The organism is Salmonella sp. 741265055_HSA, assembly GCF_046569525.1.
GTDB lineage: Bacteria > Pseudomonadota > Gammaproteobacteria > Enterobacterales > Enterobacteriaceae > Salmonella > Salmonella enterica.
Genome location: NZ_JBKFSQ010000009.1, coordinates 79,641 through 98,359 on the forward strand (window position 1 = coordinate 79,641; position 18,719 = coordinate 98,359).

Genomic DNA, 18,719 nt, shown 5'->3' on the forward strand with positions numbered 1-18,719 from the left:
ATACAACATCACTACATACAGAGAATTATAAGTCGTCAAACACGCTTAACGCATCTGCGAGCTTTTTAACACCGAACACCTGCATTCCTTCCGGCGGCTTTTTCGGTACGTTGGCGGCAGGCACAATCGCCCGACGAAAACCGTGTTTCGCCGCCTCGGAAATACGCTCCTGCCCGCTCGGCACCGGACGAATCTCGCCTGCCAGCCCCACTTCTCCAAACACCACCAGATCCTGCGGCAACGGCCTGTCACGCAGGCTGGAGACCATCGCCAGCAGTAAAGCCAGATCCGCGCTGGTTTCGGTGACTTTCACGCCGCCGACCACGTTGACGAAGACGTCCTGATCCGACATTTGCAGACCGCCGTGCCGGTGCAGCACCGCCAGCAGGATTGCCAGACGGTTTTGTTCCAGACCGACCGCCACGCGTCTGGGGTTCGCCATCATCGAGTGATCGACCAGCGCCTGAATCTCCACCAGCAACGGTCGCGTGCCTTCCCAGACGACCATCACTGAACTGCCGGAAGTGACCTCATCACCGCGGCTTAAAAAGATGGCGGACGGATTGCTCACTTCGCGCAACCCCTGTTCGGTCATGGCGAAGACGCCCAGCTCATTGACTGCGCCAAAGCGGTTTTTGTGGCTGCGCAGCGTGCGGAAACGAGAATCGGCGTCGCCGTCGAGCAATACTGAGCAATCGATACAGTGTTCCAGCACTTTCGGCCCCGCCAGCGACCCGTCTTTGGTGACGTGGCCGACCATCACGATCGCCACGCCGCGCGTTTTGGCGAAGCGCGTCAGGTAGGCGGCCGTTTCGCGGACCTGGGCGACGCTGCCCGGCGACGACTGGATGTCCGCCATATGCATCACCTGTATGGAGTCGATCACCATCAGTTTCGGCTGTTCTTCTTCCGCTATCAGGCAGATCTGCTCGATGCTGGTTTCGGAGAGCATATTCAGGTTGGCGGTCGGCAGGCCGAGACGGTGCGCGCGCATCGCCACCTGCTGTAGCGACTCTTCGCCGGTGACGTACAGCGTTTTCATCTGCTCGGCGAGCTTGCACAGCGTTTGTAGCAGCAACGTTGATTTGCCCGCGCCGGGATTACCGCCAATCAAAATGGCGCTGCCGGGTACCACCCCGCCGCCCAGCACGCGGTCAAACTCTTTAAAACCGGTAGAAAAGCGCGGCAGTTCCTCAAGACTGATGTCAGACAGTTTCTGCACTTTTGATACGCCCGCACTGCCAGCGTATCCGCTCAGACGTTCGTTACGCGCCACCGTCGGCGATGCGGCAAGGCGCACCTCGGTAATGGTGTTCCAGGCATGGCAGGCGCTGCATTGCCCCTGCCAGCGCGGGTAATCGGCCCCGCATTCATTACAAACAAAGGCGCGTTTGGGAGCTTTTGCCACGTTTTACCTCTTTCGTTAACGCTGTTGCCGGATGGCGCTGGCGCTTATCCGGCCTACGGTCGCCTTGCCATTGGGCAGGTTAATCATTTCTGGTTCATGCTGCCGGAGAGAATGCAAAACACGCCCATCAGGTCAGCGTGGCGGATCGTAATCTCCGTCTTTTCGTTTACTTTTGGCTTGGCATGGAAGGCAATACCTAACCCTGCCGCTTTGATCATTGGCAGATCGTTAGCGCCGTCGCCAATCGCCACCGTCTGCGCCAGCGGGATGTCATGCTCTTGCGCCAGACGAAGCAAGGTATTGGCTTTATACTCAGCATCCACAATATCGCCGATAACGTGACCGGTAAATTTACCGTCCATGATCTCCAGCTCATTGGCGACCGCCGCCGTCAGGCGTAGCTGGTCACGCAGATAGTCGGCGAAGAAAGTGAAGCCGCCGGAAGCGATAGCGATTTTCCAGCCAAGCGTTTCCAGTTTTAGCACCAACTGCGTTAATCCTGGCATTAGCGGCAGATTCCCGCGCACCTGGCGCAAAATATCGGCATCCGCGCCTTTCAGCGTCGCCACGCGGCTGCGCAGGCTGGCGGTAAAATCAAGCTCGCCGCGCATCGCGCGCTCCGTCACTTCAGCCACCTTCTCACCGGTACCGGCCAGCTTAGCGATTTCATCGATACACTCAATCTGGATCGCCGTGGAATCCATATCCATGACCAGCAGCCCCGGCGTGCGCAGATGCGGAATTTTACCCAGCGGCGCGACATCCAGCTGCGCCTCATGCGCCAGCCGCGTCGCACGCGGCGTCAGCGACCCCGCCAGACGAATGACCTGATAATCCTCCACGCACCAGGCGGCGACAATCACCATTGCGGCACCCAGTTTGGTCTGATATTGAGTTAAACGCTGCTTATCCAGCCCGCGCCCATACAGCAGCCAACCGCTGCGGCCTGCATGGTAATCCAGAGGCATCACCTCGTCGCCGCTTAAAGAAAGAGGCAAACCAGGCCATAAAGAGACATCTTCAGGCAGATCGCACCAGGTAATGTTAGGCATTAAAGCTCCTGTAAATCGTTCAGGCCGGTAACCGCCCCGCGGAAAATAACGCATGAGGCTACCTTGTAACCATCGCTTCTGGCAACATTAAGCCTCAAATTTTCAGCAGGTGGAATATGGCTCGCGCAAAACTGAAATTTCGGCTGCATCGTGCAGTGATTGTATTGTTCTGTCTCACACTGCTCGTCGCGCTCATGCAGGGCGCGTCCTGGTTTAGTCAAAACCACCAGCGACAGCGCAACCCGCAGTTGGAAGAGCTGGCCCGCACGCTGGCGCGCCAGGTGACGCTCAACATCGCCCCGCTGATGCGTAGCGAAACACCGGATGAAAATCGCATCAACGCCGTGCTGCGTCAGCTCACGCAAGAGAGCCGTATTCTGGATGCCGGCGTCTATGATGAACAGGGCGATCTTATTACTCGCGCTGGCGAAAGCGTCAACGTGCGCGACAGGCTGGCGCTGGATGGCAAAAAAGCGGGCAGCTATTTTAACCAACAAATTGTCGAGCCTATCCAGGGGAAAAACGGCCCATTGGGCTACCTGCGTCTGACGCTGGATACCCACACTCTGGCCACCGAAGCAAAGCAGGTCGATAACACCACCAACATTCTACGCCTGATGCTGCTACTCTCGCTGGCGATAGGCGTGGTGCTGACGCGTACCTTGCTACAAGGTAAACGCACCCGCTGGCAGCAGTCGCCCTTCCTGCTAACGGCCAGCAAGCCTGTTCCGGAAGAGGAAGAGCGTGAGGAAAAAGAGTAAAATGACGGCTTAATAAAGGTAAGGAAAACCACCATGACAACATTACGCCTGCTTATTTCTGACTCTTACGATCCCTGGTTTAACCTGGCGGTCGAGGAGTGTATTTTCCGCCAGATGCCCGCCACCCAGCGTGTGCTGTTCCTGTGGCGCAACGCGGATACGGTGGTAATTGGACGCGCGCAAAACCCGTGGAAAGAGTGTAATACGCGGCGTATGGAAGAAGATAACGTCCGTCTGGCCCGCCGTAGCAGCGGCGGCGGCGCGGTATTCCATGACCTCGGTAATACCTGCTTTACCTTTATGGCCGGTAAACCGGAATACGATAAAAGCATCTCCACCCATATTGTGCTCGCGGCGCTGAATTCGCTGGGCGTCATGGCCGATGCTTCGGGACGCAACGATCTGGTGGTAAAAACGCCGGACGGCGATCGCAAAGTCTCCGGTTCAGCCTATTGCGAAACCAAAGATCGCGGCTTCCATCACGGCACGCTACTGCTGAATGCAGACCTCAGCCGTCTGGCGAACTATCTGAATCCGGATAAAAAGAAACTTGCGGCGAAAGGGATTACCTCCGTTCGCTCCCGCGTGGCTAATCTTACCGAGCTATTACCGGGTATCACCCATGAACAGGTCTGCCAGGCGGTCACGGAAGCCTTTTTCGCCCATTACGGCGAACGCGTCGACGCGGAAGTGATCTCACCGGATAAAACGCCGGATCTACCGAATTTTGCCGAAACCTTTGCGCGCCAGAGCAGTTGGGAGTGGAATTTCGGCCAGGCCCCGGCGTTCAGCCATCTACTGGACGAGCGTTTCACCTGGGGCGGCGTCGAGCTGCATTTTGACGTCGAGAAAGGTGTGATTACCCGCGCACAAGCGTTTACCGATAGCCTGAACCCGGCACCGCTGGAAGCGCTGGCGGGGCGACTGCAAGGGTGTTTATACCGCGCGGATAAACTACAGGAAACGTGCGAAGCGCTGATAGCGACGTTTCCGGAACAGGAGAGTGAGTTGCGGGAACTGGCGAATTGGGTCGCAGGGGCCGTGCGTTAAAGAATTGCCGGATGGCAGCTACGCCTTATCCGGCCTACAAATGAGTGCTTTCTGTAGGCCGGATAAGCAACGCGCTATCCGGCATTACCGCCACTCACCAGCGTCAAGATCCCTCACCTCCCCCGCCCAATCAACCGGGTAAACGCCATTGCGAACATCACGATGAAAAGTCGAAAACGGCCAATCCTGCACCCGCCTTACCCAACCGTGCTTCACGGGGTTGAAGTAGAGGTAATCGACATGTCGGCGAAAATCCTTTTCGTCGCGAATCGCGTGCTCCCAGAATCGTGGCTGCCACACTTCACGGCGCATTATCGATTTGGTAAATAACTTTTTAAGCTCCCGCCAGCGAGATGAAAAGTCACAATCGTTCTCAGGAAGCGTCCAGATGCAATGCAGATGCTCAGGCAACACGACAAAAGCATCGATTTGAAAAGGCTTCGTATTTTTCACTCGGCGAATAGCAGAGCGTAATTCCGCAATCTGGCGGACAAGTAAATCACTTTTCCGGTTTTTCAGATTAACCGTGAAAAACCAGGTTCCACCGTTAATGTAATAACGACGATAGTTCGACATTTTGTTCATTCCTTAAACAAAATCCAAACGTAACGGGTTAATAGCAAAAGGCAATGCGAAGAGGGTAATTCGGGAATGAGGCTCGCAGTATAAACAGCAGATTGCCGGATGGCGGCTACGCCTTATCCAGCCTACAAGTCGATCCGGTAACAACCGCAGGCCGTTGTAGGCCCGGTAAGCGAAGCGCCACCGGGCACAGCACAATCTTACTCTTTATCGCCCAGCAGTACGGATTCCAGCGCGATTTTAATCATATCGTTGAAGGTCGTCTGACGTTCAGCGGCAGTGGTCTGCTCGTGGGTACGGATGTGGTCGGACACGGTGCAGATGGTCAGCGCTTTCGCGCCAAACTCAGCTGCTACACCGTAGATGCCCGCAGCTTCCATTTCCACGCCCAGCACGCCGTATTTTTCCATCACGTCGAACATTTCACCGTCCGGGGAGTAGAACAGGTCTGCGGAGAACAGGTTGCCCACGCGCGCGTCTACGCCCAGCGCTTTTGCCGCGTCAACCGCGTTACGGACCATGTCGAAGTCAGCGATAGCCGCGAAGTCATGATCTTTGAAACGGATACGGTTCACCTTGGAGTCGGTGCAAGCACCCATACCGATCACCACGTCACGCAGTTTGACGTCCATGCGCACCGCGCCACAGGAACCTACGCGAATGATTTTCTTCACGCCGAAATCGGTGATCAGCTCTTTGGTGTAGATGGAGCAGGACGGGATACCCATGCCGTGGCCCATCACGGAGATCTTACGGCCTTTGTAAGTACCGGTGAAACCTAACATGCCGCGAACGTTGTTCACTTCACGGACATCTTCGAGGAAAGTCTCAGCAATGTGCTTCGCGCGCAGCGGGTCGCCCGGCATCAAAACGACGTCAGCAAAATCGCCCATTTCTGCATTAATATGTGGAGTTGCCATCTTCAGTTCCCTTTAAATTTGTTGTTATTGCCTGATGGCGACTACGCCTTATCAGGCCTACAAAACGTGTGTAAAAACAGTGAAATACCCTAAGGATTTCGCGTTGTAGGAAGGCGACGAATTCGTGAATCCCCGGGAGCATAGATTAACTATGTGACCGGGGTGAGCGAATGAAGTCAACGCATCTACAGCGCGAAAGACAACGGGTATCACAGCATGTTTTTACCGTAGTCCATCGGCGATGTACCAAAGTAGGTCGCCAGCGTCTGGCCGATATCCGCAAAGGTTTCACGGTGACCTAAAGAGCCCGGTTTTACTTTCGGACCGTAGATCAGCACCGGAATGTGCTCACGGGTATGGTCAGTACCGGTCCAGCTTGGGTCACAGCCGTGGTCAGCGGTCAGGATCAGAATGTCATCTTCCCCCACCAGCTCCATCAGCTCCGGCAGACGGCGGTCAAACAGCTCCAGGCCTGCGGCGTAGCCCGCGATGTCGCGACGGTGGCCCCAGGAAGAGTCGAAGTCGACGAAGTTAGTGAAGACGATGGTTTTATCGCCCGCTTCTTTCATCTCTTTGAGGGTCGCGTCGAACAGCGCGTCCAGACCAGTCGCTTTCACTTTCTTAGTGATGCCGCAGTTAGCGTAGATGTCGGCAATCTTACCGACGGACACCACGTGGCCCTGTTTTTCATCGACCAGTTTCTGCAGCACGGTCGGCGCTGGCGGTTCAACGGCCAGGTCGTGACGGTTGCCGGTACGCTGGAAGTTACCGGCTTTGTCGCCGATAAACGGACGCGCGATCACGCGGCCAATGTTGTAGCCGCCTTCGGTCAGCTCTTCACGGGCGATTTCGCACAGCTCGTAGAGTTTATCCAGGCCAAAGGTCTCTTCGTGGCAGGCAATCTGGAACACGGAGTCAGCGGAGGTGTAGAAAATCGGCTTGCCGGTTTTCATGTGCTCTTCGCCGAGCTGATCCAGAATGACCGTACCGGAAGAGTGGCAGTTACCGAGATAGCCCGGCAGGTTGGCGCGTTTCACCAGCTTATCCAGCAGTTCCTGCGGGAAGCTGTTTTCGTGATCGCTGAAATAGCCCCAGTCGAATAGCACCGGTACGCCGGCGATTTCCCAGTGGCCGGACGGCGTATCTTTGCCGGAGGACAGTTCGTGCGCCCATGCGTATGCGCCAATAACGTCCGCGTTGCCGTCCATGCCGGCGGCAATTTTACCGGTAGAGCCTTCATGCGCTTTCACCAGCCCCAGACGAGTCAGGTTAGGCAGATTCAACGGGCCTTTACGGCCATTGTCAGCTTCGCCATTGGCGCAAGCTTCTGCGATGTGGCCCAGAGTGTCGGAACCTACGTCGCCAAAACGATCCGCGTCTTCAGTAGCGCCGATGCCGAATGAGTCCAGCACCATAATAAATGCACGTTTCATATCTTCTCCGTACTTAGTGCTTCAAAAATAATTGATCAGATCAGTATACAACTATTCAGTAATTCGACGATAGACCGAAGGTGTGCTTGCTGGCGCTTTATCGTCAAGGATAATTGCCGCTTTGACGGCCTTCGCCGCTTCCTGCCAACTGGTTTCGTCTTTGGCATGAATTACCGCCAGCGGGCGCTGTCCGTCGATGCTGTCGCCCAGACGGGCCATGTCGGTAAAGCCAACGCTGTAATCAATGGTATCTGATGCCTGGCGACGCCCGCCGCCCATCGAGACGACCGCCATCCCCAGCGCACGCGTATCCATTGCGCTGATAAACCCTTCGGTATCAGCATATACCGCTTTGCTCAACATGGCGGTCGGCAGGTATTTATCGTAGCTCTCAACGAAATCGCTCGGCCCTTTCTGCGCGGCCACCATACGACCAAAGACTTCTGCCGCTTTACCGTTATCCAGCACCGCCTGCAGTTTGGCACGCGCTTCGCCGTCGTCTTTCGCCAGCTGACCGGAGATCAGCATCTCCACACATAGCGCCATAGTGACGTCAAACAAGCGCGGATTGCGGTATTCACCGGTCAGGAACTGCACGGCTTCACGCACTTCCACCGCGTTACCGGCGCTTGAAGCCAGCACCTGGTTCATATCGGTTAACAACGCCGTAGTGCGAACTCCCGCGCCGTTTGCCACGCCGACAATCGCTTCAGCAAGGGCTTCAGAAAGTTCATAGGTTGGCATAAACGCGCCGCTGCCGACTTTTACGTCCATTACCAGCGCATCCAGCCCTTCGGCCAGTTTTTTGGCGAGGATGGAACCGGTGATCAGCGGAATAGAGTCCACCGTCGCGGTAATATCGCGGGTGGCGTAAAAACGTTTGTCCGCCGGTGCAAGCGAGCTGGTTTGCCCAATAATCGCCACACCCACGTCTTGAATAATTTCGCGGAAACGGTTGTCGTCCGGGAAGATATCGAAGCCCGGGATCGCTTCCAGTTTATCGAGCGTACCGCCGGTATGTCCGAGACCGCGACCGGAGATCATCGGCACATAACCGCCGCAGGCCGCTACCATTGGCCCCAGCATCAGAGACGTCACGTCCCCTACGCCGCCGGTCGAATGCTTATCGACAATCGGGCCATTGAGATTCAGGCTTTTCCAGTCAAGGACAGTACCGGAATCCCGCATCGCCATGGTCAGCGAAACACGCTCCGGCATGGTCATATCGTGGAAGAAGATGGTCATCGCCAGGGCGGCAATCTGCCCTTCAGAGATAGTATTGTCACGAATACCATTGATAAAGAAACGAATTTCTTCGTCACTCAACGCATGACCATCACGCTTTTTACGAATAATTTCTTGTGCGAGAAACACGGTACCCTCCTGAGGGAAAAGAGTAGAAGGCTTACATCGCCGGATGGCGGCTAACGCCTTATCCGGCCTACAGGCCTGGATTTGTAGGCCGGATAAGCGCAGCGCCATCCGGCAAATCAGAGCTTAGTAGCTGCTGGCGCTCTTACCGTCGCCGTGACCCAGCGCTTTCAGCAGGCTTGCCAGCAGGCTGGATGCGCCAAAGCGGTAGTGACGAGAATCTGCCCAGTCAGCGCCAAACAGTTCGTCTGCAATCGCGAGGAATTTCTGCGCGTCTTCCGCCGTACGTACGCCGCCCGCCGGTTTGAAGCCAACGGTTTTGGAAACGCCCATGTCGCGGATCACTTCCATCATGATGCGCGCGCTTTCCGGCGTAGCGTTTACCGGCACTTTACCGGTAGAGGTTTTGATGAAATCCGCACCGGCTTTGATGGAGATTTCAGAGGCTTTACGAATCAGCGCCTCTTCTTTCAGCTCGCCGGTTTCGATGATGACTTTAAGCAATACGCTCGCTGCGGCGCAGGCGTCTTTACAGGCTTTTACCAGGTCAAAACCCACCTGCTCGTTACCGGCGATCAACGCGCGGTACGGGAATACCACGTCCACTTCGTCAGCGCCGTAGGCGATCGCCGCACGGGTTTCCGCCAGCGCAATATCGATGTCATCATTGCCATGCGGGAAGTTAGTCACCGTTGCAATGCGGATGTCCGGCGTACCTTGTTCTTTCAGAGTTTTACGCGCAATCGGGATAAAACGCGGGTAAATACAAATCGCCGCCGTATTCCCGACCGGGGTTTTTGCCTGATGACACAACGCGATCACTTTTTCATTGGTGTCGTCATCGTTCAGAGTGGTCAGATCCATCAGTTTGAGCGCACGCAGGCTGCTTGCTTTTAAATCAGTCATGACATTCTCCAACGGCATTGCCGTATAAAATTTCACCTTGCGAGTCTGTTAATATTCTAACATTCACTCGCGATTACACTTCGATATACATCACAGTTAATGAAAACTACGTACAAATTTGCATTACTGTAATGAGATCTGAATCAAATTATCCCGCCGTCACCGTCTGTTCTTCGAGCGATAAGCGCATCAGGATCAAAGTCGGTTTGCCGCCATTTTCTACAATAGCGCATCGTCCCGGCATAAAGAGGAAACGAAGATGCCTGCCTCATGCGAAACTGCGCTCCAGCAGCGTTGCCAGCAAATTGTGACCAGCCCGGTGCTCACGCCTGAACAAAAACGCCATTTTCTGGCGCTGGAAGCTGAAAACGCCCTGCCTTATCCCACCCTGCCGGAAGATGCCCGCCAGGCGCTGGATGAAGGCGTCATTTGCGATATGTTTGAGGGGCACGCCCCCTTCAAACCGCGCTACGTGTTGCCCGATTACGCCCGATTTCTGGCTAACGGTTCACAGTGGCTGGAACTGGAAGGCGCGAAAGATCTGGATGATGCGTTATCCCTACTCACCATTCTGTATCATCACGTTCCTTCCGTGACGTCCATGCCGGTTTATCTCGGCCAGCTTGATGCGTTGCTGCAACCGTATGTTAGAATTCTAACACAAGATGCGATCGATATTCGAATAAAACGTTTCTGGCGTTATCTCGACAGAACGCTGCCAGACGCCTTTATGCATGCCAATATTGGCCCTGCCGATACGCCTGTCACACGAGCAATTTTGCGCGCTGATGCCGAGCTAAAGCAGGTGGCGCCTAACCTGACGTTTATCTACGATGCGGAAATTACGCCGGACGATCTGCTGCTGGAGGTCGCAAAAAACATTTGCGAATGCAGTAAGCCACACATTTCCAATGGCCCTGTAAATGATAAAATTTTCACAAAAGGCCATTATGGCATCGTCAGTTGTTATAACTCGCTACCGCTTGGCGGCGGCGGCAGTACGCTGGTACGTCTCAACCTGAAAGCCGTGGCAGAACGCAGTACGTCTGTCGATGACTTCTTTTCACGCACGCTACCGCACTACTGCCGACAGCAGATCGCCATCATTAATTCACGATGTGAATTCCTCTATGAAAAGTCACATTTCTTTGAGAATAGCTTTCTTGTACAGGAAGGTTTGATCGATCCCGAACGTTTTGCGCCGATGTTCGGTATGTACGGGCTGGCGGAAGCCGTGAACCTGCTGTGCGAAAACGCGGGCCTGACCGCCCGTTACGGCAAGAATGAAACGGCGAACGAGCTGGGCTACCGTATCAGCGCCCAACTGGCGGATTTCGTCGAAAATACGCCAGTGAAGTATGGCTGGAAGCAACGGGCGCTGCTCCATGCCCAGTCTGGCATCAGTTCCGATATCGGCACTACGCCGGGGGCGCGTCTGCCGTATGGCGATGAACCGGACCCTATCACCCATTTGCAAACCGTCGCACCGCACCATGCCTTTTATCATGCCGGGATCAGCGACATTCTGACGCTGGACGAAACCATCAAGCGTAATCCGCAGGCGCTGGTTCAGCTTTGTCTTGGCGCGTTCAAAGCCGGGATGCGGGAATTTACCGCCAATGTCAGCGGCAACGATCTGGTGCGCGTCACCGGTTATATGGTGCGCCTGTCGGATCTGGCGAAATTTCGCGCCGAAGGCTCGCGCACGAATACCACCTGGCTGGGAGAAGAAGCCGCACGTAATACCCGCATCCTGGAACGACAGCCACGCGTAGTCAGCCATGAACAACAGATGCGCTTTAGTCAGTAAGATCATTGCGTTTTCCTGCGTCGATGGGCCAGGCAGCCGCCTGGCATTATTCTTACAGGGCTGCAATTTGCGCTGCAAGAATTGCCATAACCCGTGGACGATGGGACGCTGTAACGACTGCGGGGAATGCGTATCGCAGTGTCCGCACCACGCCCTCAGCGTTGATGGCGGGAAAGTGGTATGGCGGTCGGACGTCTGTGAGCAGTGCGATACCTGCCTGAAAATGTGCCCACAGCGGGCAACGCCAATGGCGCAAACCATGAGCGTTGACGATGTGCTGCGTCATATTCGTAAAGCATCGCTGTTTATTGAAGGTATTACCGTCAGCGGCGGAGAGGCGACCACGCAATTACCGTTTATTGTGGCGCTATTTACGGCGATCAAAGCCGATCCGCAGTTACAACGACTGACCTGCCTGGTGGACAGTAATGGTCAGTTAAGCGAGACCGGCTGGCAGAAACTACTGCCGGTTTGCGACGGCGTAATGCTCGATCTGAAAGCCTGGAAGAGCGAGTGTCATCACCGTCTGACCGGACGTGATAACACGCATATTAAGCACAGTATCCGCTTTCTTGCTGCGCAGGGAAAACTGGCGGAGCTGCGGTTGCTGGTTATCCCGGGTCAGGTGGACTATGCGGCGCATATCGATTCACTGGCGGCGTTTATTACTTCGCTGGGCGAGGTTCCGGTGCGCCTGAATGCCTTTCATGCGCATGGCGTCTATGGCGAAGCGAAAGCCTGGCCAGGCGCGACGCCGCAAGAGGTGGAACGGCTGGCTGACGGATTGCGCGCGCGTGGGGTGGCGAAGCTGATTTTGCCGGCGCTATATTTGTAAGCGTCACCTGCCGGACGGCGGCTGCGATGCCCTCAGAGCCGAAACAAGGTAATGGTATTGCGATACAGCGTATCGGCTATCACCTCTGCGGGCTCCGGACGTAATTCGCAGAGCGCATCAAATACGCGCGCCGCCTGCTCCGGGCGATTCGGCAGCCCCTGAAACCCCTTTAGCGGCATATCCGGCGCATCGGTCTCCAGCAACAGCGCGTCCAGCGGCAACCGCGCCATAACATCACGGGTTTTACTGGCGCGCGGGTAGGTGATGGTGCCGCCGACGCCGATTTTATAGCCCAGTCGCACAAAGCGTTCGGCCTGTTGCAGACTGCCGGCAAAACCATGCACCACACCGGTTCGCGGCAGATCCTGGCGCTTTAAGTGCATCGCCAGTTTGTCATGCGTGCGCCGCGAGTGCAGGATCACCGGCAGATCGTAGCGTTTTGCCAGTTGCAGCTGCGCGTCTAAAAATCGCTCTTGCCTGGCGAACTGCGGATCGTCGCGATAGAGATCGAGACCGATCTCGCCTACCGCCACGACGTTCTGTTGTTGCGCCAGCGCCTGTTGTAGCTTATCAGGATCGTCATCGGCATGACGCTCAATCACAATGGGGTGCAATCCCAGCGCAGCATAAAGCGACGGGAAACGCGCCGCCAGCGCCAGCACGCGGGGAAAGTGAGCCGCCTCGGTCGCCGGCACGATGATTTTTTCAACGCCCGCTTCACAGGCACGCTGAATACTGGCGCGCTCATCGCCCGTAAAGGGCGGGAAATCAAAGTGGCAATGCGTATCGATAAAGCGCCAGCTCACGCCAGATCCTCGTCGGTAAATGTGGTGTCGTTTGCCTGCGGCGCGCTAATGACCTCCGCCACATGCGTATCATTGGCCACCGGCGCCGGAGGCACGACCACCGTTTCCGGCACAGCAATCCGCGACGTATGGCGCAAGAGAGGCGGCGTTGCGGCGAGCAATTTACCAACGGTGGCAAGGAAATAACGCCCGCATAATTGCCCGGTTTTGTAATCCTCACGCAGCGCCGGGATACGGCTGCCCAGCGCCATGCTGTGCAGCGGTTTCGGCGGATAAATTTCAATGATCCGCAGCTTACCCGGCGGCTTTTCAATAAATTGTTGGATCGCGCTGTAGGACGTTTCATGATGCTGTACCAGGTTGACCAACGGCTGTAGACTGCTCTCCCCCAGCCAGCGCTCCATACGCTTAAACCACTGTGGCGTGTAATACATTTGCGAGGGTACGGTGCGGATCACCACAATGGTTTTCGCCCCCCGCTTTGCCGCCTCCTGAACCGGAATGGCATCGCTAATGCCACCGTCCAGATAGTTGATGCCCTCTAACGTAACGCCAGTACGGTAGAAACCCGGTATGGCGCTGGAGGCGCGAATGATATCAAGCCAGTTTTGTTTTGTCGGCGAGAAATAGCCCGGCGTGTAATCATCCCCCCGGCAGGCGCACATATAAAAGGATTTTCCGCTGTCGAACAGGCGCGCTGCGGTATCCATCTGCAGCGGCATTCGGGCGGCGGTGGACTCCACCAGCCAGTCGAGGTCAATAAGGTTTCCTCCGCGTACAAATCGTAGCGGATCAAAAAATTCGCGCCTGGTGGTATAGCGCATAATGACTTTGCGCCCGTAGCCGGGCTGGTTGCAGAGATACGCCGAGAGATTTTGCGCACCGGCTGATGTGCCGAAGTAGAGATGGAAAGGATTAAACTGCGCACGCATAAACTCATCCAGCACGCCTGCGGTAAAGATACCCCGCTGCCCCCCGCCCTCACAGACCAGCGCCATACGGCCTGGCCGGAACGGTGTTAATGATAACGGCGCAATATTGCCGAGCGTAACCGGTATTCGCTGGCCCACCTCTGCCTTCCTGTTTTTCATTTTTTTCCAGGCTGACAAGGTAACGCAAAACGTTAACGGCTAAAACCGTAAAAGCCAGTCCGCTGGACTGGCTTGGTAGCAATATATCTTTACAGATGCCTGCTAGGGTCGTTTACGGCCCATGAACAGGCTGACCAGGAAGAGCACGATCCCGACGACGAAGACGATTTTCGCCGCGCCGGCAGCCGTACCAGCCAGTCCACCAAAACCCAATGCGGCGGCAATTAACGCGATAACCAGAAATATGATGCCCCAACGAAACATAAGCCTCTCCTTTACCATAGTTAATGTCGACCGCTAAATATGAGCGCTCAGGCTACTCATTCGCGATATTTTTAGTGTGGTGCACATTACGCCTCCCGACAAACGTCGGGAGGACGAATTACGACGAATTACTGAACTTTCAGATCGTTTTTAACACTTTTTACGCCATCAACGGCTTTCGCGATGCTTTCAGCGCGGTCGCTTTGTTCCTGAGTTTCAACGGTACCGGAGAGCTGTACGACACCATCGGTCGTTTCCACTTTCACTTTACGGGAAGGGACGAGATCGTCCGCCAGCAACTTGGCTTTGACTTCACTGGTCGTGGCCGTATCGCCGGCATAGCCTTTCATGGAACCTTCTTTATTGTCGCGAACGTGAAGTTTGTCGCTAACGGAGGTCACGCCTTCTACGCCTTTCGCCACTTTCACGGCGGCTTCAGCCTGCGCCTGGCTTTCTACAAAGCCGCTCAGGGTGACGACTTTCTGATTGGTTTCGACAGAAATATCGGTGCTTTTAATATTGTCATGGTCTACCAGCGCAGCTTTGACTTTCGCAGTGATGGCGCTGTCATCCATGAAGTTACCGACTTTATTCATAGAGCTATCGACTTTTTGCCCTGTGGTTTCGGTTCCGCTTTGCGCCTTGTCCGTTGTTGCGTTTTCTGCAAAGGCAGAACCTGTCGCAACAGCAGAGGTCAACATTACGGCCAGCAGAGTTTTAGAAATCTTCAGTCTTGTCATAGTCATCGATTTTGTCCTGTATAGTTTGCTCGTAATTTGAGCTCAGGCAACACGAGGTTGCATTGCTGAATGCGGTGAAACTCACCGGTTTCTGAAGTCAATGACTGGCATCACATTCGTGAATTTGTAACGACGCGTCGCCTGCCACCCTTCCGTTTCAGTTATTAATATCGTGACTGAAACAAATCTCAGCTTTAAGCTCTCATATTCACGCATTGAACAGGCATTAAAGCCGACATTTATGTCATCACTTTGTTAAATATAGATCACAATTTTAAAATCGCTTGTCGGTGCGTATAAAAAACAGGCAGATCGGAGAAAAAACGCGGGATTTAAGAACATTCCGTAAGCGGTTAAAAAGGCAGGGAAAGTACGAAGGCGCGGCGGATGCCGCGCCCGGAAAGGGATCAGTGTTCGCGCGTTTTACGGAACTGAACGTCAGGGTAACGTTCCTGGGTCAGGTTCAGGTTAACCATCGTGGGGGCGATATAGGTAAGGTTGTCGCCGCCATCCAGCGCCAGTTGCGTTTCATTCTTACGCTTAAACTCTTCGAATTTCTTCGCATCGGCGCTTTCCACCCAGCGCGCCGTCGCCACGTTGACGGATTCATAAATCGCCTCAACGTTGTATTCGCTTTTCAGGCGCGCGACAACAACGTCAAACTGCAAAACGCCCACGGCGCCGACAATCAGATCGTTGTTGGAGATGGGACGGAATACCTGAACCGCCCCCTCTTCAGAAAGCTGCACCAGCCCTTTCAGTAGCTGCTTCTGCTTGAGCGGATCTTTCAGGCGAATACGACGGAACAGTTCCGGCGCAAAGTTCGGGATACCGGTAAACTTCATCATCTCGCCCTGAGTGAAGGTATCGCCGATCTGAATGGTGCCGTGGTTATGCAGACCCAAAATATCGCCCGGGTACGCTTCTTCAACGTGCGAACGGTCGCCCGCCATAAAAGTTAACGCGTCGGAAATCACCACATCTTTGCCGGTACGGACCTGGCGTAGCTTCATGCCCTTCTCATACTTACCGGAAACCACGCGCATAAACGCCACGCGGTCGCGGTGTTTCGGGTCCATATTGGCCTGAATTTTAAAGACAAAACCGGTGAATTTCTCTTCCGAGGCTTCCACTGTGCGGGTATCGGTTTGACGCGGCATCGGCGCGGGCGCCCACGCCACTAAACCATCCAGCATATGGTCAACGCCAAAGTTACCCAGCGCGGTACCGAAAAATACCGGGGTAATTTCCCCTGCCAGGAACAGCTCTTCATCAAACTCGTTAGACGCGCCCTGCACCAGTTCCAGCTCGTCGCGCAGCTGTTGCGCCAGATCTTCACCGACGGCGGCATCCAGATCCGGGTTATTCAGCCCTTTAACGATTCGCACTTCCTGAATGGTGTGGCCCTTACCGGTCTGATACAGATAAGTTTCATCTTTATAAAGGTGATAAACGCCCTTAAACAGCTTGCCGCAGCCAATCGGCCAGGTGATCGGCGCGCAGCCGATTTTCAGCTCATTTTCCACTTCATCCAGCAGCTCCATCGGGTCGCGGATGTCACGGTCGAGTTTGTTCATAAAGGTCAGGATTGGCGTATCGCGCAGACGGGTAACTTCCATCAGCTTACGAGTCCTGTCTTCAACGCCTTTTGCGGCGTCGATCACCATCAGACAGCAGTCCACCGCCGTCAGGGTACGGTAGGTATCTTCGGAGAAGTCTTCGTGGCCCGGGGTGTCCAGCAGGTTCACCAGACAGTCGTGATACGGGAACTGCATCACCGAGGTGGTGATGGAGATACCACGCTGTTTTTCCATCTCCATCCAGTCAGATTTTGCATGTTGGCTGGAGCCACGGCCTTTTACCGTACCGGCGGTCTGAATCGCCTGTCCGAACAGCAACACTTTTTCGGTAATGGTGGTTTTACCGGCGTCCGGGTGAGAAATAATGGCAAAAGTGCGGCGTTTGGCCACCTCTTGCAAATAAGGAGACAACGTCATAGTCAAATCTTCTTGAGTAAGCGCGGCGTTTGACCACGCATGTTGAATACGAAAAATGCGGCTATTTTACCCATCAACCTGGGGGAGGCAATCAGTGTTTACACAGGAGCTGCTCCAGTTCGCTTAATGACGCCACAGTCCAGGTTGGATGAATACCCGCGGGCTGCTCGCGATGATGCGCGTTAAGCCAGCAGGTCGACAGTCCGGCGTTAATGCCGCCAAGAATATCGGACTCCGCGGTATCGCCAACCATTAATACGCGCGAGCGGTCAGGGTTCCCCGCCTGCTCCAGGGCGTAGTTAAAGATTTTCGGATCGGGCTTCGCGACGCCAACCTGCTCGGAAATCACCAGCAGATCGAAATACTCGCGCAGCCCGGTGCGCTCCAGACGAGTTTGTTGTAGCGCGGTAAAACCGTTAGTAATAATACCGATTTTAGCCTGCCCGCGAATCGCATTAAGTAGCGAAACCGCGCCCGGCAAAGGAGAGCAGATCTCCGCCATCGCACTAATAAAAGCGTCATTCAGCAGCCCCGGCGCAACGTTTAGCCGTTCAGCCCAACTTTGAAAGCGCGCGTGCTGCAATTGTAATGAGGTAATCGCGCCGTTCTGGTAATCCACCCATAGTGGCTTATTCACGGCCTGGTAATCCTGGAAATCCTCAGCGGTAAAGGTGACGCTATAGTCAAGGAACATCCGCTGTAAGCCGGTGAAAGAATCAAACGTAAACAGCGTTTCATCGGCATCAAAGAAAATCCAGTCCCACTTCATCATTACACCTTGCCTCTTTTATTACATGCTTATCGGTAACGCCATGATGATGGCGTCCTCATGCCCTTGTGCCGTGGGATAGTAATTGCGGCGAATCGTCGCCTCGTTAAACCCCAGACTTTCATACAGCGCGATGGCGGCAGCGTTAGAGGCGCGTACCTCCAGCCATAGCGTTACAACACCGCGCTTTTCCAGCTCATCAATCAGATGCTCAAGCAGCATACGCCCCAGTCCCCGACGCTGAAAATCCGGATCGACGGCGATATTGAACAGCGTCGCTTCGTCCAGCACCACCTGTGTAATGGCAAACGCGGCCATTCTGTCATCAGCGGTCAGCTTAAGGTTGAGATACCGTTCGCCCTGGTTGCCGAAAAACGTTTTTTCGCTCCACGGAAACGCATGAGCGCGTTGCTCAATCTGCCAGGCTGCGGGGAGATCGGTCGTGCTGAGGATAGAAATCGTGTTCATGTTCGCAGATTTGTTGCCATAGTGCGGCGCGTGCCGCCGGGTTTGCCCGGAGTTCATTAAACGCCGGCGTCGTGACCTGAGCGCCTTCGAGTTGGAGCGGCGCGTCAGTTCCTAACCGCCAGCTATTACAACGGCTGCCCTGCGGCAGCATGGCGACGCGCTCAGGCGTCAGCGGTAAAACCTGATCGGGACTCACGGTCAACGCGCGTAAAATATCGCGCATTAGCGGCTCGTTCAGCGCGGGTAATTCCTCTGCAACCACGATCAGACGAACGTGCGCGGGAAGGGAAATCGCAATCTCGCCCTGTAGCGCGCCAGGACGTCGCAGCGCCCACTGCGTAATACCCAGTTGCTGTAACTGCCAGTCTCGTCGGGATGTCATAGCGAAACGCTCCTGTAATCAGGGGCGCAAATATAGCAAATCTGTCGAATCTCCGCCATCAAACTACTATAATC

Annotated in this window: 19 protein-coding genes; 4 read left to right on the plus strand and 15 right to left on the minus strand. The window is 55.0% G+C overall.

Features of this window, described 5'->3' with window-relative positions; translation table 11 throughout:
* Positions 1–25: 25 nt before the first annotated feature.
* On the minus strand, positions 26–1,408 hold the full coding sequence (gene radA, locus ACLD4K_RS07420) for a DNA repair protein RadA (protein ID WP_001029710.1): 1,383 nt from the start codon (positions 1,406–1,408) through the stop codon (positions 26–28).
* Between the two features lie 83 nt (positions 1,409–1,491).
* Positions 1,492–2,460 (minus strand): phosphoserine phosphatase, encoded by a 969-nt coding sequence (serB, locus tag ACLD4K_RS07425; protein ID WP_183059828.1) that lies wholly within the window; start codon positions 2,458–2,460, stop codon positions 1,492–1,494.
* Positions 2,461–2,576: 116 nt separating this feature from the next.
* Between serB and ACLD4K_RS07430 the strand changes: the two genes are divergently transcribed.
* Positions 2,577–3,221, plus strand: coding sequence for a YtjB family periplasmic protein (locus ACLD4K_RS07430; RefSeq protein WP_000090067.1), 645 nt, complete (start codon positions 2,577–2,579; stop codon positions 3,219–3,221).
* Positions 3,222–3,254: 33 nt separating this feature from the next.
* Positions 3,255–4,271: a lipoate--protein ligase LplA gene (gene lplA / locus ACLD4K_RS07435; protein ID WP_411011623.1), complete on the plus strand. Its 1,017-nt coding sequence runs from the start codon at positions 3,255–3,257 to the stop codon at positions 4,269–4,271.
* 84 nt (positions 4,272–4,355) lie between these two features.
* On the opposite strand, the gene ACLD4K_RS07440 is transcribed toward lplA, so the two are convergent.
* The 5 genes from ACLD4K_RS07440 to deoC all read right to left on the minus strand — a co-directional run bounded on the left by ACLD4K_RS07440 (position 4,356) and on the right by deoC (position 9,483).
* The gene (locus tag ACLD4K_RS07440) at positions 4,356–4,847 is read right to left on the minus strand and encodes an REP-associated tyrosine transposase (RefSeq protein ID WP_411011624.1); all 492 of its coding nucleotides are present in this window, start codon (positions 4,845–4,847) and stop codon (positions 4,356–4,358) included.
* 206 nt (positions 4,848–5,053) lie between these two features.
* Positions 5,054–5,773 carry a purine-nucleoside phosphorylase gene (deoD, locus tag ACLD4K_RS07445; protein WP_000224864.1) on the minus strand — a complete coding sequence of 240 codons (720 nt, stop codon included), beginning with the start codon at positions 5,771–5,773 and terminating at the stop codon, positions 5,054–5,056.
* A gap of 209 nt (positions 5,774–5,982) precedes the next feature.
* Positions 5,983–7,206, minus strand: a complete 1,224-nt coding sequence (gene deoB / locus ACLD4K_RS07450; RefSeq protein ID WP_000816459.1) for a phosphopentomutase — start codon at positions 7,204–7,206, stop codon at positions 5,983–5,985.
* A gap of 51 nt (positions 7,207–7,257) precedes the next feature.
* Positions 7,258–8,580 (minus strand): thymidine phosphorylase, encoded by a 1,323-nt coding sequence (gene deoA / locus ACLD4K_RS07455; protein WP_411011625.1) that lies wholly within the window; start codon positions 8,578–8,580, stop codon positions 7,258–7,260.
* Positions 8,581–8,703: 123 nt separating this feature from the next.
* Positions 8,704–9,483 (minus strand): deoxyribose-phosphate aldolase, encoded by a 780-nt coding sequence (gene deoC, locus ACLD4K_RS07460; protein WP_411011626.1) that lies wholly within the window; start codon positions 9,481–9,483, stop codon positions 8,704–8,706.
* 259 nt (positions 9,484–9,742) lie between these two features.
* On the opposite strand from deoC, the gene ACLD4K_RS07465 reads away from it, so the two are divergent.
* The gene (locus ACLD4K_RS07465) at positions 9,743–11,293 is read left to right on the plus strand and encodes a YjjI family glycine radical enzyme (protein ID WP_001111690.1); all 1,551 of its coding nucleotides are present in this window, start codon (positions 9,743–9,745) and stop codon (positions 11,291–11,293) included.
* The gene (locus ACLD4K_RS07470) at positions 11,265–12,128 is read left to right on the plus strand and encodes a YjjW family glycine radical enzyme activase (RefSeq protein WP_023207492.1); all 864 of its coding nucleotides are present in this window, start codon (positions 11,265–11,267) and stop codon (positions 12,126–12,128) included. Before ACLD4K_RS07465 ends, ACLD4K_RS07470 begins: the two co-directional genes overlap by 29 nt.
* A 32-nt stretch (positions 12,129–12,160) precedes the next feature.
* On the opposite strand, the gene ACLD4K_RS07475 is transcribed toward ACLD4K_RS07470, so the two are convergent.
* From ACLD4K_RS07475 to ACLD4K_RS07510, 8 genes are all read right to left on the minus strand, one after another.
* Positions 12,161–12,934 carry a metal-dependent hydrolase gene (locus ACLD4K_RS07475; protein ID WP_411011627.1) on the minus strand — a complete coding sequence of 258 codons (774 nt, stop codon included), beginning with the start codon at positions 12,932–12,934 and terminating at the stop codon, positions 12,161–12,163.
* Positions 12,931–14,004: a patatin family protein gene (locus tag ACLD4K_RS07480; RefSeq protein ID WP_000531540.1), complete on the minus strand. Its 1,074-nt coding sequence runs from the start codon at positions 14,002–14,004 to the stop codon at positions 12,931–12,933. Before ACLD4K_RS07480 ends, ACLD4K_RS07475 begins: the two co-directional genes overlap by 4 nt.
* Before the next feature lie 123 nt (positions 14,005–14,127).
* Positions 14,128–14,289, minus strand: coding sequence for a DUF1328 domain-containing protein (locus ACLD4K_RS07485; RefSeq protein ID WP_000490276.1), 162 nt, complete (start codon positions 14,287–14,289; stop codon positions 14,128–14,130).
* Between the two features lie 128 nt (positions 14,290–14,417).
* Positions 14,418–15,035 carry a molecular chaperone OsmY gene (osmY, locus tag ACLD4K_RS07490; protein ID WP_411011628.1) on the minus strand — a complete coding sequence of 206 codons (618 nt, stop codon included), beginning with the start codon at positions 15,033–15,035 and terminating at the stop codon, positions 14,418–14,420.
* 401 nt (positions 15,036–15,436) lie between these two features.
* Positions 15,437–17,026, minus strand: a complete 1,590-nt coding sequence (gene prfC / locus ACLD4K_RS07495; RefSeq protein WP_000175965.1) for a peptide chain release factor 3 — start codon at positions 17,024–17,026, stop codon at positions 15,437–15,439.
* 91 nt (positions 17,027–17,117) lie between these two features.
* Positions 17,118–17,795, minus strand: a complete 678-nt coding sequence (gene yjjG / locus ACLD4K_RS07500) for a pyrimidine 5'-nucleotidase (protein WP_000870686.1) — start codon at positions 17,793–17,795, stop codon at positions 17,118–17,120.
* 21 nt (positions 17,796–17,816) lie between these two features.
* Positions 17,817–18,263: a ribosomal protein S18-alanine N-acetyltransferase gene (gene rimI, locus ACLD4K_RS07505; RefSeq protein ID WP_001092435.1), complete on the minus strand. Its 447-nt coding sequence runs from the start codon at positions 18,261–18,263 to the stop codon at positions 17,817–17,819.
* Entirely contained in the window at positions 18,208–18,645 is a 438-nt protein-coding gene (locus ACLD4K_RS07510) for a DNA polymerase III subunit psi (RefSeq protein ID WP_000203998.1), read from the minus strand. The genes rimI and ACLD4K_RS07510 overlap by 56 nt, the downstream gene beginning before the upstream one ends.
* Between the last annotated feature and the right edge of the window lie 74 nt (positions 18,646–18,719).

Bases quoted from the DNA above. Each gene is read 5' to 3' on its own strand.
- ACLD4K_RS07440 (WP_411011624.1), bottom strand. From the start codon at position 4,847: ATGTCGAACTATCGTCGTTATTACATTAACGGTGGAACCTGGTTTTTC.
- yjjG (WP_000870686.1), bottom strand. From the start codon at position 17,795: ATGAAGTGGGACTGGATTTTCTTTGATGCCGATGAAACGCTGTTTACG.
- ACLD4K_RS07485 (WP_000490276.1), bottom strand. From the start codon at position 14,289: ATGTTTCGTTGGGGCATCATATTTCTGGTTATCGCGTTAATTGCCGCC.
- ACLD4K_RS07470 (WP_023207492.1), top strand. From the start codon at position 11,265: ATGAACAACAGATGCGCTTTAGTCAGTAAGATCATTGCGTTTTCCTGC.
- lplA (WP_411011623.1), top strand. From the start codon at position 3,255: ATGACAACATTACGCCTGCTTATTTCTGACTCTTACGATCCCTGGTTT.
- ACLD4K_RS07430 (WP_000090067.1), top strand. From the start codon at position 2,577: ATGGCTCGCGCAAAACTGAAATTTCGGCTGCATCGTGCAGTGATTGTA.
- rimI (WP_001092435.1), bottom strand. From the start codon at position 18,263: ATGAACACGATTTCTATCCTCAGCACGACCGATCTCCCCGCAGCCTGG.
- ACLD4K_RS07510 (WP_000203998.1), bottom strand. From the start codon at position 18,645: ATGACATCCCGACGAGACTGGCAGTTACAGCAACTGGGTATTACGCAG.
- serB (WP_183059828.1), bottom strand. From the start codon at position 2,460: ATGCCTAACATTACCTGGTGCGATCTGCCTGAAGATGTCTCTTTATGG.
- prfC (WP_000175965.1), bottom strand. From the start codon at position 17,026: ATGACGTTGTCTCCTTATTTGCAAGAGGTGGCCAAACGCCGCACTTTT.
- deoC (WP_411011626.1), bottom strand. From the start codon at position 9,483: ATGACTGATTTAAAAGCAAGCAGCCTGCGTGCGCTCAAACTGATGGAT.
- ACLD4K_RS07465 (WP_001111690.1), top strand. From the start codon at position 9,743: ATGCCTGCCTCATGCGAAACTGCGCTCCAGCAGCGTTGCCAGCAAATT.
- osmY (WP_411011628.1), bottom strand. From the start codon at position 15,035: ATGACTATGACAAGACTGAAGATTTCTAAAACTCTGCTGGCCGTAATG.
- deoD (WP_000224864.1), bottom strand. From the start codon at position 5,773: ATGGCAACTCCACATATTAATGCAGAAATGGGCGATTTTGCTGACGTC.
- deoB (WP_000816459.1), bottom strand. From the start codon at position 7,206: ATGAAACGTGCATTTATTATGGTGCTGGACTCATTCGGCATCGGCGCT.